This window comes from Rhodanobacter spathiphylli B39 (assembly GCF_000264295.1).
GTDB classification, from domain to species: domain Bacteria; phylum Pseudomonadota; class Gammaproteobacteria; order Xanthomonadales; family Rhodanobacteraceae; genus Rhodanobacter; species Rhodanobacter spathiphylli.
On the sequence record NZ_AJXT01000011.1, the window covers coordinates 40,242 to 52,626 of the forward strand.

Below are 12,385 nucleotides of genomic sequence, written 5' to 3' on the forward strand. Positions count from 1 at the left end.
CGCGCCCGTTCAGTCGAAGGCGAACCCCAGCGCATCGGTGACCCCGCGCACACTACCGCACAGCTGCGCCAGTTCGGCATCGCGCGGCGCGATGCGCGAGCGCAGGTCGAGGGTGCAGGCCAGGGCGCGCTGCAGCAGGTCGGCGTGGGCCACGGCGAGGATCGCAGCCTGGTTGTTGTCGAGCAGGCCGGCGCCGCGACAAGCCTCGATCAGGCCCGCGTTGGCGGTGACCCCCAGCAGCGATGGCTGCTGCGCCGCATGCGCCAGCACCAGTCCCTGCAGGGCGAACTCGATGTCGAGCAGGCCGCCGTGGCCCTGCTTCAGGTCGAACTGGCGCTCGTCGGAGCGGTCGCGTTCGGCACGCCAGCGCTGGCGCATGCTGCCAACCTCGGCCAACACGGTGGCGCGTTCGCGCGGCACCGCCAGGATGCTGCGTCGTACTTCGGCCAGCTGCCCGTTGAGCGCCGCGTCGCCGGCCATGGGCCGCGCGCGCAGCAGCGCCTGGTGCTCCCAGGTCCACGCACGACTCTGCTGATAGGCCACGAACGCATCCAGGCTGCTCACCAGCAGCCCCTTGGAACCGTCCGGCCGCAGCCGCGTGTCGACTTCGTACAAACGCCCGCCACGGGTCAGCACGGTGAGCCAGTTCATCGCCCGCTGGGCCAGCCGCTGGTACCAGCGCGAACCTTCGATCGGCCGCGCGCCGTCGCTCATCGCCTGGGCGCGTCGGCCGTCGTAGACGAACACCAGGTCCAGGTCCGAGGCGAAACCGAGCTCCTCGCCGCCGAGACTGCCGTAGCCCAGCACCGAGAAGCCCGAACCTTCGCCAGGCAGCCGGCCGTGCTGCGCCACCAGCTCGCGCTCGGCCAAGGCCAGCACCGCGCCCACCACCGACTCGGCCAGCGCGGCGAGCCGGCGCGCGGTGGCCACCGCGTCGGCGCGGCCGTCGTTGAACGCAAGGCCCAGCCGGAAGGCAGTCGACGCCTTGAACTCGTTGACCCGTTCCAGTTCCGCCTCGGCTTCGCGTTCCTCCAGCGTGCCCAGCACACGGACGATCTCGGCGGCGATGTCGGCACGCTTGAACGGCAGTTGATCGATGCGCGGATCGAGCACGTCGTCCAGCAGCAGCGGTTGCGCAATCACCCGTTCGGCCAGGAAGGCACTGTCGGCGAACAGCCGCACCAGCCGGCGCCGCGCGGCTGGCTGTTCCTCCAGCAGGGCCAGGTAGGACGAGCGCCGCGCCACCGCCTGCATCAGGCGGACCAGCCGCAGCAGACTGGCCACCGGCGCCTTGCTGGCGCGGGCGGCCTCGAACAGCTGCGGCATCAGGTGATCGAGCCGTTCGCGCGAACGGGGCGACATCGCGCGCACCGAAGCCGCCTGCGGCAGCTTCAGCAAGGCGTCGGCCAGTTCGCCACCGGGCGCGAAGCCGGAACTTTCGAGCACGCCGGCGTCCAGCGACTCGTCGCAGGCGTGTTGCCACAGTTGCAGGTCGGCGGCCGGCACGCTGGCGGCACGGCCGCCCTGCGGCATCAGGACCGCGGCGAACTCCTCGCTGACGATGGCCCGCTGCGCCGCCAGCGCCGCCTGCAGGCTGTCCCAGTCCGGATGGTCCAGGCTCAGCGCCAGGCGCTCGCGACTGAGCGCGTCGGGCGGGATGTCATGGGTCTGCGCATCGCGCAGCATCTGCACCCGGTTCTCGACGCGCCGCAGCAGCACGTAGGCCTGGCGCAGCGCACGCGCCCGCGCGGCGGGAATGTGGCCGCGCGCCTCGCACGCGGTCAGCGCCGGCAGCAGGCCGCGCACGCGCAGGCTCGGCTCGCGGCCGCCACGGATCAGCTGGGTCAGCTGCACGATGAACTCGATCTCGCGGATGCCACCGGGGCCCAGCTTCAGATTGTCGGCCAGATCCTTGCGCGCCACTTCCGCATCGATCAGCGACTTCATCTCGCGCAGGCCGGCGAACGCGGTGTAGTCGAGGTACTTGCGGTAGACGAACGGTCGCAGCAGTTCCTGCAGCTGCCGACCCGCCACCCGATCGCCGGCGACCGGGCGCGCCTTGATCCACGCGTAGCGTTCCCAGTCGCGGCCTTCGCTCTGGTAATACTGTTCCATCGCGGCGAACGACAAGGCCAGCCGGCCCGCGTTGCCGAACGGCCGCAGGCGCAGGTCGACCCGGGCGCAGATGCCGTCCATGGTCGGCTCGTTGAGCAGGCGCACCAGCTGCCGACCCAGCCGCACGAAGTATTCGCTGTTGTCGAGCGGCCGCGCGCCGTCGGTGTGGCCGCCGTGCGGGTAGGCGAACACGAGGTCGATGTCCGAGGAAAAGTTCAGCTCCGACCCGCCCAGCTTGCCGAAGCCGATCACCAGCAGGCGTTGCAACGCGCCCTCGGGGTTGCGGCTGTGGCCGTAGCGCCCGGCCAGCATCCGCTCGGACCAGCCCAGTGCCAGCTCCAGCAGCACCTCGTACAGCACGCTGGTCGCCGACAGGGTTTCCGGCAGCTCGTCCAGCCCGTTGGCATCGCGGAACACCAGCCGCAATGCCTCGGCGTGGCGGAAGCGGCGCAGCGCGACCATGCACCCGGCCTCGTCCTCCGGCAGTTTCAGCGCCTCGACGCGCGCGCTGGCATCGCTGCCCGAGCGCAGGCGCTCCAGCCCGGCCGGCGCCAGCAGGTGCGGCTGGCGACACCAGGTGTCGAAGGCGAAGTCGCTGGCCAGCAGGGTGCGCCGGATGCGCTCGGCCACGCCGGCGTCGTCGTGCAGCGGCACGCCGGCCGCACGGCAGCGACTGGCGAGTTCGCCATAGCGGTCATCGATCAGTGCACGCAGTGCGGGGCTTGCCGGATGGGTCATCCGGGCATTGTGCCGCATGGCGGGCAGCTGCCGGCAGCTGAGCACCGCTTGAACAAGCCCTCGACAAGCCGGACACTCGCCGGCCACGCCTACTCCTTGTTCATCTGGCCGCCATTACATTGGCGCGTCCAGACCATGACAGCAAACGCAGGACTGCCATGCCGCCACTTGCTTCCCCGCCCGTTTCCCGTCGGCGAGCGATCGCTTCCCGGGTCGCGCTGCTGTTGCTGCTGGCCCTGGCCTTCGTGCTGCTGACCGGGTGGGTGGACGGTGGCGTCGGCGTGACCCCTCTGCGCCTCTTCGACCAGGCACGTTACCCGCTGGCCAACGCCTTGCCGGGCCTGCTGCTGGCGGCGCTGCTGCTGGCGATCAGCCGGCGCGCATGGCTTTCGTTCGCGCTGGCGTTCCTGTTGCAGGGCTTGCTGTACGCGGTGAACGTGCTCAAGGTGGCCAACCTCGGCACGCCGCTGTTGCCGGACGACTTCCGCATCGTCGGGCAGTTGCACAAGGGTGGCATGCACCTGCTGTCGGGCTATCTGCCGCACAGCGCGTGGCCGTACCTCGGCCTGCTCGCCGCGGTGATCGCGATCGTGGTGGCGTGGCGGCTGGAACCGCCGTTGTTCGAACGCCGCCCGCGGCGGCTGCGCGCGCTCGGTGGCGGCGTGGCGGCACTGGCACTGCTCACGATGCTGGTCGGCCTGCAGACGTGGACGAAGGTCTACAACGCGAAGACCTTGTGGCTGGAGCCGTGGTCGGCCATTTCCACCACCACCCATTCCGGCCTGGTCAGCTCGCTGATGCTGTTCCACCTGCAATACGGCAAGGGTGCGCACAAGCCGGACCCGGTCACGGCCAGCCGCCTGATCAACCAGTCCGCGCCGGCGCTGCTGCAGTCCATGCAGGCGCCGACCCCGGCGGTCGCCGACCTGCCGGACGTGGTGGTGGTGCAAAGCGAGTCGTTCTTCGACCCGACCATCATGCGCGGCTACGAGCACAGCAATTTCGCGCCCAACCTGCGCCGGCTGGCTGCGCACGGCATCAGCGGCAAGCTGCACGTGCCCACTTTTGGTGGCGGCACCATCCGCACCGAGTTCGAATTCCTCACCGGCCTGTCGCTGCGCTACTTCGACAACCTGCAGTTCCCCTACCTGCAGATGAGTCATCAGGCATTGCCGGGACTGGTCCGCACGCTGAGCCGGCACGGCTATTCGACGCTGGCGCTGCACGGCAACGACCCGGCGTTCTGGAACCGCACCACCGCGTTCAAGGCGATCGGCTTCGATCGCTTCGTGTCGCAGTCGTCGTTCCCGCCCGGCGCGCCCAACGACGGCAAGTACATGGCCGACAGCGCGATGACCGACGAGATCATGACCCAGCTGAAGGATCAGGGCCCGCCGCAGTTCATCTTCGCCATCAGCATCGAGGCGCACGGCCCGTACGACGTCGAGCCCACCCATGTCGCCGAGCGCGACGCGATCCCGGTGCCCGCCGGCATCACCGGCCGCGACAAGCTGGAGCTGCAGAACTACCTGTATCACCTCAAGCATGCCGATGCCGAGTTGGGACGCCTGGTGAAGCTGCTGGCGGCGCGCGAGCGTCCCAGCGTGGTGGTGTTCTACGGCGATCACCTGCCCGCCCTGAGCAACAGCTACCAGACCGCCGGCTTCGTCGACGGCGGCGACATGCTGAGTCAGGCCGGCGTGTGGCTGCTGGTAGATCCGAAACGGCCGTCCAAACCCGTGCAGGCGGATACTGCTTCCTGGTTGCTGCCGGGCAAGCTGCTCGCCCACCTCGGCATCCACGATGATCCGTACTTCGCGCTGACCGAACTGGTCGGCCCGCAGCTGGCTTCGCTCACCGAGGCACCCGGCGCACCGCCATTGCCCGAGGGCGACGACCTGCAACAACTCGACAAGGCCATGGCCAGCGTCGAGCAGCTGCGCATGAGCAACCAGCTGGACAGCCTGCTGCCGCAGCCCGCGCCCGCGCCCGGCGAGATCGTCCACAACGCCGCATTACCTGCACCACGGCCGGCATCCGCCGCGCAGTGACGCGAACGGTGGCACCCTTGCCCCGGGCTCGCCGTTCAGCGAGCTGTCCCACCACTGAAGAGCGCGACACGGTATTCACGCGGTAGTCGGGCGAGGCCGCCTAGCGTCGGCGTGGCCGTGGGCGCGTGCCATGCGCCTTGCGGCGGCATTCCCCACTTGGAGGTCAACCTCATGCGCAAGACCATGCTTTCCGCCCTCATCATCGGCGCCAGCGTCTTCACCGCTTCCGCCTTCGCCCAGGCCAGCCTCGGCGGTGCCGCCCACATTGGTGCCGGCGCCCACCTCGGCGCAGCCGCACCGGGCGCCATGCACGCCGTCGGCCAGACCACCGCGCAGACGGAGCAGACCCTGCATCGCACCGGTTCCCACGCCGAGCACCGGACCCGCAGGGCCGTCGAGCGGGCCCGCTCGACCGTCAATGACCAAGCCGATGCGAACGCCAACGCCAACGCGAATGCCACGATCGGCGCGGGCGCCGGCGACTCGCATGCAGGTGCCAACGCCAACGTCGATACTGGTGCCGGTCTCGATACGGCCGCCACCGCAGGCAGGGCTGGTGAGATGGGCCAGGGCGTGGGCGGCGACGTGCGCGATACCGCGCATTCGGCGATCCATTCCACCGACCGCGCGGCCGGCTCGGTCGGCGACGCGGTGCAGGGCGTCAACGCCAGCGGCAGTGTCCACGCCCACGGGCACTGAGTTCACTGCCACCGATACGGCAGGTATCGCCGAATCCGGCGCCACAAAAAGAAAACCCCGCCGAAGCGGGGTTTTCCTTTGTCGTGCCTTGAGCGGGAACTCAGAAGTCCATGCCGCCCATGCCACCCATGCCGCCGCCCATGCCACCGCCGTGGCTGTGGCCTTCGTCCTTCTTCGGCAGTTCGGCAACGATCGCCTCAGTGGTGATCGCCAGGCCAGCCACCGACGCCGCGTGCTGCAGGGCCGAACGGGTGACCTTGGTCGGGTCCAGGATGCCCATGGCAACCATGTCGCCGTACTCGCCGCTGGCGGCGTTGTAGCCGAAGTTGCCGCTGCCTTCCTTGACTTTGTTCAACACCACCGACGGCTCTTCGCCGGCGTTGGCGACGATCGCGCGCAGCGGCGCTTCCAGCGCGCGGCGGGTGATCGCAATGCCCAGGTCCTGGTCGGTGTTGTCGCCCTTCAGGCCTTCGACGGCCTTCAGCGCGCGGATCAGCGCCACGCCACCACCGGGGACCACGCCTTCCTCGACCGCTGCACGGGTGGCGTGCAGGGCGTCTTCGACGCGTGCCTTCTTTTCCTTCATCTCGACTTCGGTGGCCGCGCCGACCTTGATGACCGCCACGCCGCCGGCCAGCTTGGCCACGCGTTCCTGCAGCTTCTCGCGGTCGTAGTCGGAGGAGGTTTCCTCGATCTGCGCCTTGATTTGGCCGATGCGCGACTGGATCTTCTCGGCCTCGCCCGCGCCGTCGATGATCGTGGTGTTTTCCTTGGTGATGACGATGCGCTTGGCGCGACCCAGATCGTTGATCGTGGTCTTCTCCAGCGACAGGCCCACTTCCTCGGACACCACCTGGCCGTTGGTCAGCACCGCGATGTCTTCCAGGATCGCCTTGCGACGGTCACCGAAGCCCGGCGCCTTGACGGCGGCGACCTTGACGATGCCGCGGATGGTGTTGACCACCAGGGTGGCCAGCGCCTCGCCCTCGACTTCCTCGGCCACGATCAGCAGCGGCTTGCCGGCCTTGGCGACGGCTTCCAGCACGGGCAGCAGCTCGCGCACGTTGGAAACCTTCTTGTCGTGGATCAGGATGAACGGGTCATCCATTTCGACCTGCTGGCTCTGCTGGTTGTTGATGAAGTACGGCGACAGGTAGCCGCGGTCGAACTGCATGCCCTCGACCACGTCGAGTTCGTTGTCCAGGCCCGAGCCTTCCTCGACCGTGATCACGCCTTCCTTGCCGACTTTCTTCATCGCGGTGGCGATGATGTCGCCGATGTTGGTGTCGGAGTTGGCGGAGATGGTGCCGACCTGGGCGATTTCCTTGTCGTTCGCGGTCGGGTTGGAGAGCTTCTTCAGCTCGCCCACGGCGGCCACGACGGCCTTGTCGATGCCGCGCTTCAGGTCCATCGGGTTGATGCCCGCGGCGACGGCCTTGAGGCCTTCCTGGATGAACGCCTGCGCCAGCACGGTGGCGGTGGTGGTGCCGTCACCGGCCACGTCGGAGGTCTTGGAAGCGGCTTCCTTGACGATCTGCGCGCCGAGGTTCTCGTACTTGTCGGCCAGCTCGATCTCCTTGGCGACGGACACGCCGTCCTTGGTGATCGTGGGGGCGCCGAAGCTCTTCTCGAGCACGACGTTGCGGCCCTTCGGGCCCAGCGTGACCTTGACGGCATTGGCGAGCGTGTTCACGCCCTTGAGGATGCGCGAGCGGGCGTCTTCGCCGAAACGTACTTCTTTAGCGGCCATAAAATTTTTCCTTGAAAAATTTTGAATAAGTAATGGGAAACGTCACGAGAGAGCTGCGGGAAGGAGCCAAAGGCGACCGGGAGCGCGGCTTTCGCGCTACACCACCAGGCTCCAGTTCAATCAGCCCTCGATAACAGCCACGATGTCGTCTTCCTTCAGGAACACGAGCTCTTCGCCGTCGATCTTGATTTCCTGGCCGGCGTACTTGCCGAACAGCACCACGTCGCCGGCCTTGAGCGACATCGGACGGACCTTGCCGTCGGCCATGATCAGGCCGGTACCGGCGGCGACGACCTTGCCGCGGGTCGGCTTTTCGGTGGCGCTGTCGGGGATCACGATGCCGCCGGCGGAGACGCGCTCTTCTTCGAGGCGCTTGACGATGACGCGGTCATGCAGGGGACGCAGTGTGCTCATGGAGGACTCCAGCTGGTTCAAACAGTTGATGGACAAGGTCTTGCAGAGCCCGGACGGCGGCTCTGTTAGCACTCGATGGTAATGAGTGCCAATTCTACGCAGATAGCATCCCGCAGCAAGAGTGTTCGTACGCGGGGATGCACAGCAGATTGGGCGAACCCGGCAGCGTTTCAAGGGCGCGCCGGTGAATCACCTCGCGCAAGCTCGGCTACGCTGCCGGCATGACCACGACCGATCCCGCCACCGTCCTGCTCTGCCACTGCAGCTGCCCCGACCAGGCCTGCGCCCGCCAACTCGCCGAAACGCTGGTGGGCGAACGGCTGGCCGCCTGCGTCAACCAGCTGCCCGGCGTGCAATCGACCTATCGCTGGCAAGGTGCCGTCACCACCGACAGCGAGGTGTTGCTGCTGATCAAGACCACCGCCGGTCGTTTCGAGGCGCTGCAGGCGCGACTGCTGCAGTTGCACCCTTACGAACTGCCGGAACTGGTCGCGGTGCCCGTGACGCACGGCCACGACGCCTATCTGGACTGGGTGCGTACCAACGTCGCAGGGTGATTCGCGGCGACTGGGCCATAATGGGCATCCACCCGCGCGGCGCGCGGGCCGCACTGTTCCCGGAGTCGTGATGCGATCAATGCTTGCCGGCCGGATGGCCGTTCGCCTGCTGATCGGGCTGAGTCTGCTGCTTGCCACGTTGCCCGCGTTCGCCCAGGACACGGCCGAACTGCTGCCGGTGACCGAGGCCTACAAGCTCAGCGCCGACGCCGGCACGCCCGGCGTGCTGAAGCTGCACTGGACGATCGCGCCGGACTATTACCTCTACCGCGGCCGCATGAAGTTCAAGGGTGGCGATGGTGTCAGCCTGGGCGCAGCGCAGTTGCCCGACGGCGAGAAGCACCACGACGAATACCTCGGTGACGTGGAGACCTATCACCACGGCGTCGACGCCAGCATTCCGTACACCGTGGCCGCCGGCACCGATCGCCTGCGGATCAGCGTGCAATACCAGGGCTGCCACGAAGTCGATCCGAAGATCTGCTACCCGCCGCATACCGAGAAGCTCGACTTGCCGCTGCCCGCCGATGGCGCCGCCGCGGCGGCCCCCGTCGCCGGCTCGCTGGGCGCCGCGCTCGGCCAGCTCGGCAGCAACAGGATCGAGGCCGTGGCGGGCACGGTCGGCGCGCCGCTGCCCGCCGAACAGGCCTTCCGTTTCGAGGCACTGGTGCAGAACCCGCACCAGCTACTGCTGCGCTGGACGATGCCCAGGGGTTACTACCTGTATCGCGACCAGACCACGCTGAAACTCGAAAACGCCGGCGGCCTCGCCCTGAAGCCCGCCTGGCCGGCCGGTACCGCCCACCACGACGAGCACCACGGCGACGTCACCGTGTATTTCGACCAGGTCGAGCTGCCGGTGACGATCGAGGGCGATCTCGGCGAGGCCAGAGCGCTGACCCTGCTGGCCAGTTTCCAGGGTTGCCAGGACGGCGGCCTGTGCTATCCGCTGATGACCCGCCGCGTGAACCTCGATCTCGGCAGTGGCGCCACCGTCACCGGCCAGACCGGCGCAACCGCGCCGGAGCTGCCACCGGGCAATGCCGACTCGGTTCCGGCCGACTCGGTTCCGGCCGACTCGGTTCCGGCCGACTCGGCTCCGGCTGACTCGGTTCCGGCCGGCCCGGCGCCGCTGCAAGTCAGCCTGATCGCCGCCCTGTTGCTGGCGCTGGGCGGCGGCCTGGTGCTGAACCTGATGCCCTGCGTGCTGCCGGTGTTGTCGATCAAGGCCGTCAGCGTGCTGGAAAGCGCGGAAAGCCACGCCGCGGCGCGCCGCCACGCACTGTTCTATACCGCTGGCGTGCTGTGCAGTTTCGCGGCACTCGGCCTGGGCATCCTGGCGCTGCGCACCGCCGGACATGCGCTGGGCTGGGGCTCGCAACTGCAACAACCCGTGGTGGTCGGCGTACTCGCCTGCCTGATGCTGGCGGTCGGCCTGTCGATGTCCGGCGTGGTGCAGTTCGGCGCCTCGCTGGGCAATACCGGCGCCAGCCTCGCCGCGCGCTCCGGTCCGGCCGGCGACTTCTTCACCGGCGTGCTGGCCGTGGTGGTGGCCAGCCCGTGCACCGCGCCGTTCATGGGCAGTGCGCTGGCTTATGCCTTCGCCGCGCCGATGGCCTCGGCCCTGCTGGTGTTCCTGATGCTGGGCATCGGACTGGCGCTGCCGTTCCTGGCGGTGGGCTTCGTTCCGGCGCTGGGCCGGCTGCTGCCGCGGCCGGGACGCTGGATGGAAACGCTGAAGCAGGTGCTGGCCTTCCCGATGTACCTCACCGCCGCGTGGCTGGTCTGGGTGCTGGCCAACCAGCGCGGCGCCGACGCGGTCGGCCTGGTGCTGGTGGCGATGGTGCTGCTGGCGATGACCCTGTGGTGGTTCGAGCGCAGCCGCTCGCGCGGCGCGATCAGCAAGCTCGCGGTGGTGGTGCTGGCCATCGCCACCGTGGTGCCGATGGCCCTGCTCGCCCAGGTGCCGCCGCGGTCGGCCAGCGCGGCGACCGAGGAAGGCGTGGTCGCCTACAGTCCGGAAAAACTGGCCAGCCTGCGCACCGCCGGCACGCCGGTATTCGTCGACATGACCGCCGACTGGTGTGTCACCTGCAAGGCGAACGAGCACACCGTGCTGGACACCGATGCCTTCCACGACTTGCTCAGGCGCACCGGCACGGTCTACATGAAAGGCGACTGGACCGACGTCAACCCGACCATCAGCGCCTTCCTGCAGCAATACCATTCGCCCGGCGTGCCGCTGTACGTGGTCTTCCCGAAGAATGGCGGTCCCGGCAAACAGCTGTCCACCGTGCTGACCCGCTCGATGGTCGAGCAGGCACTGACGGAAGCGGCACGCTGATGTTCAGTCGAAGCAACTGGACCATTCTCGGCCTGGCCGTGCTGGCCGCCGCGATCGGCGGCTACACGCAACACCACCTGCAGACGGCTCCGGCCGCACCGGTGACCACCGCGGCTTCGACCCTCATCGGCCAGCCGTTGCCGACGCTGAGCCTGCCCGACCTGGATGGCAGGCTGCATGATCTGGGCGAGTATCGCGGACGTCGCGTATTGATCAATCTGTGGGCCAGCTGGTGCCTGCCCTGCCTGCAGGAAATGCCCGCGCTGGTCAAAGCCCAGCAGAAGTTCGGTGATCGTGGGGCGATCGTGATCGGAATTGCGCTTGACCAACCGGCTCACGTTCAAGCCTTTTTGGCCGCACATCCGGTGAATTACCCGATCTTGATCGGCCCACCGGAATCACCGGACGCTTCGGTGAAACTGGGAAATACCCGAAATAATCTCCCTTACAGCGTGCTTGTCGCCGACGATGGACGCATTTTGGCCACACATGAAGGGGCGATGACGCCCGATCAGATGGAGCAGTGGCTGGCGCGCTGATCCGCGCGTCACCCGAAGGCGGCTGACATACGGTTACGCACGGGAACCCTGTGCTTCTCCGCCAAACATCGCCGATCTGCGGCGAACTGGACAAGACTGCTGGCGGCGCGCACACTGCGCCCGTTCCGGGGCGTCCGGACGCGGTCTTGGACAATGACGTTGGCGAAGATCCTGGTCCTGCACGGACCCAACCTCAATCTGCTGGGCGCCCGCGAACCTGAGATCTACGGTCGCGAGACGCTGACCGACATCAACCAGCAACTGGCCGGGCGCGCACAAGCCGCGGGGCACGAACTGGTCTGGTTCCAGTCCAACGCCGAGCATGAACTGATCGGGCGGGTGCACCAGGCCCGCGACGATGGCACGGCGATGATTCTGTGCAACGCCGGCGCATTCACGCACACCAGCATCGCGCTGCGCGATGCGTTCGCCGCCACGGCCATTCCGTTCATCGAGGTGCACCTGTCCAACGTCTTTGCCCGCGAGCCGTTCCGCCACCACTCCCATCTTTCCGACATCGCGGTCGGCGTGATCTGCGGGTTCGGTGGCAACAGCTACCGGCTGGCGCTGGACGCGACGCTGCAAAGACTGCAAACCGCCGCCACGGCCTGAGCGCCGGCGACAACTCAACGTATTTTTCCAGCCACCTGCGCGTGGCATGACTGACAAAGGCTGATCCGATGGATTTGCGCAAAATCAAGAAGCTGATCGACTTGCTCGAGGAATCCAACCTCGCCGAACTGGAGATCAAGGAGGGCGAGGAAGTCGTCCGCCTGTCGCGCGTGCCGAAGAACGCCGCGCCGGTCGCCACCGCCCCGGCGGTTGCCGTCGCCCCGGTCGCCGTCGCGGCTCCCCCGCCGGTGGCGGCCGCCGCGGCAGAGCCGGCGCCGTCCTCGCCGGCATTGCCCGCCGGCACCGTGATCAAGGCGCCGATGGTCGGCACCTTCTACGCCTCGGCCACCCCGGGCACGCCCGCCTTCGTCAAGATCGGCCAGCAGGTCAAGGCCGGCGAGACGCTGGGCATCATCGAGGCGATGAAGATGTTCAACCAGATCGAAGCCGAAGTCGCCGGCACCGTCCAGGCGATCCTGGTCGAGAACGGCCAGCCGGTGGAATTCGACGAACCGATGTTCGTGATTGCCTGATGATCGAGCGGGAACGGGGAACCGGGAACGGGG

10 protein-coding genes are annotated in these 12,385 nt (G+C 68.0%); 7 read left to right on the forward strand and 3 right to left on the reverse strand.

Features of this window, described 5'->3' with window-relative positions; all coding sequences use genetic code 11:
* Nucleotides 1-9 precede the first annotated feature (9 nt).
* Complete coding sequence (glnE, locus tag UU7_RS06615; protein ID WP_007806595.1) at nucleotides 10-2,853, reverse strand: bifunctional [glutamate--ammonia ligase]-adenylyl-L-tyrosine phosphorylase/[glutamate--ammonia-ligase] adenylyltransferase; 2,844 nt, start codon at nucleotides 2,851-2,853, stop codon at nucleotides 10-12.
* A gap of 158 nt (nucleotides 2,854-3,011) precedes the next feature.
* Between glnE and UU7_RS06620 the strand changes: the two genes are divergently transcribed.
* Together UU7_RS06620 and UU7_RS06625 are read left to right on the forward strand one after the other, a co-directional pair.
* Nucleotides 3,012-4,904 carry an LTA synthase family protein gene (locus UU7_RS06620; RefSeq protein WP_040672987.1) on the forward strand — a complete coding sequence of 631 codons (1,893 nt, stop codon included), beginning with the start codon at nucleotides 3,012-3,014 and terminating at the stop codon, nucleotides 4,902-4,904.
* 171 nt (nucleotides 4,905-5,075) lie between these two features.
* Nucleotides 5,076-5,603, forward strand: a complete 528-nt coding sequence (locus UU7_RS06625) for a hypothetical protein (RefSeq protein WP_007806599.1) — start codon at nucleotides 5,076-5,078, stop codon at nucleotides 5,601-5,603.
* 100 nt (nucleotides 5,604-5,703) lie between these two features.
* Here the strand turns inward: UU7_RS06625 and groL are convergent, their stop codons facing one another.
* Both groL and UU7_RS06635 read right to left on the reverse strand, forming a co-directional pair.
* Nucleotides 5,704-7,353 carry a chaperonin GroEL gene (gene groL / locus UU7_RS06630; RefSeq protein ID WP_007806601.1) on the reverse strand — a complete coding sequence of 550 codons (1,650 nt, stop codon included), beginning with the start codon at nucleotides 7,351-7,353 and terminating at the stop codon, nucleotides 5,704-5,706.
* A 120-nt stretch (nucleotides 7,354-7,473) separates the two neighbouring features.
* Complete coding sequence (locus UU7_RS06635) at nucleotides 7,474-7,767, reverse strand: co-chaperone GroES (protein ID WP_007806603.1); 294 nt, start codon at nucleotides 7,765-7,767, stop codon at nucleotides 7,474-7,476.
* Between the two features lie 221 nt (nucleotides 7,768-7,988).
* Here UU7_RS06635 and cutA point away from each other — a divergent pair, with 221 nt between their 5' ends.
* The 5 genes from cutA to accB all read left to right on the forward strand — a co-directional run bounded on the left by cutA (nucleotide 7,989) and on the right by accB (nucleotide 12,352).
* Nucleotides 7,989-8,324 (forward strand): divalent-cation tolerance protein CutA, encoded by a 336-nt coding sequence (gene cutA, locus UU7_RS06640; RefSeq protein WP_007806605.1) that lies wholly within the window; start codon nucleotides 7,989-7,991, stop codon nucleotides 8,322-8,324.
* Between the two features lie 79 nt (nucleotides 8,325-8,403).
* On the forward strand, nucleotides 8,404-10,668 hold the full coding sequence (locus tag UU7_RS06645) for a protein-disulfide reductase DsbD family protein (protein ID WP_007806607.1): 2,265 nt from the start codon (nucleotides 8,404-8,406) through the stop codon (nucleotides 10,666-10,668).
* Nucleotides 10,668-11,207: a TlpA family protein disulfide reductase gene (locus UU7_RS06650; protein WP_007806608.1), complete on the forward strand. Its 540-nt coding sequence runs from the start codon at nucleotides 10,668-10,670 to the stop codon at nucleotides 11,205-11,207. Before UU7_RS06645 ends, UU7_RS06650 begins: the two co-directional genes overlap by 1 nt.
* 159 nt (nucleotides 11,208-11,366) lie before the next feature.
* On the forward strand, nucleotides 11,367-11,819 hold the full coding sequence (gene aroQ / locus UU7_RS06655) for a type II 3-dehydroquinate dehydratase (protein WP_007806610.1): 453 nt from the start codon (nucleotides 11,367-11,369) through the stop codon (nucleotides 11,817-11,819).
* A 68-nt stretch (nucleotides 11,820-11,887) separates the two neighbouring features.
* Nucleotides 11,888-12,352 (forward strand): acetyl-CoA carboxylase biotin carboxyl carrier protein, encoded by a 465-nt coding sequence (gene accB, locus UU7_RS06660; RefSeq protein WP_007806611.1) that lies wholly within the window; start codon nucleotides 11,888-11,890, stop codon nucleotides 12,350-12,352.
* The last annotated feature ends 33 nt before the right edge of the window (nucleotides 12,353-12,385 follow it).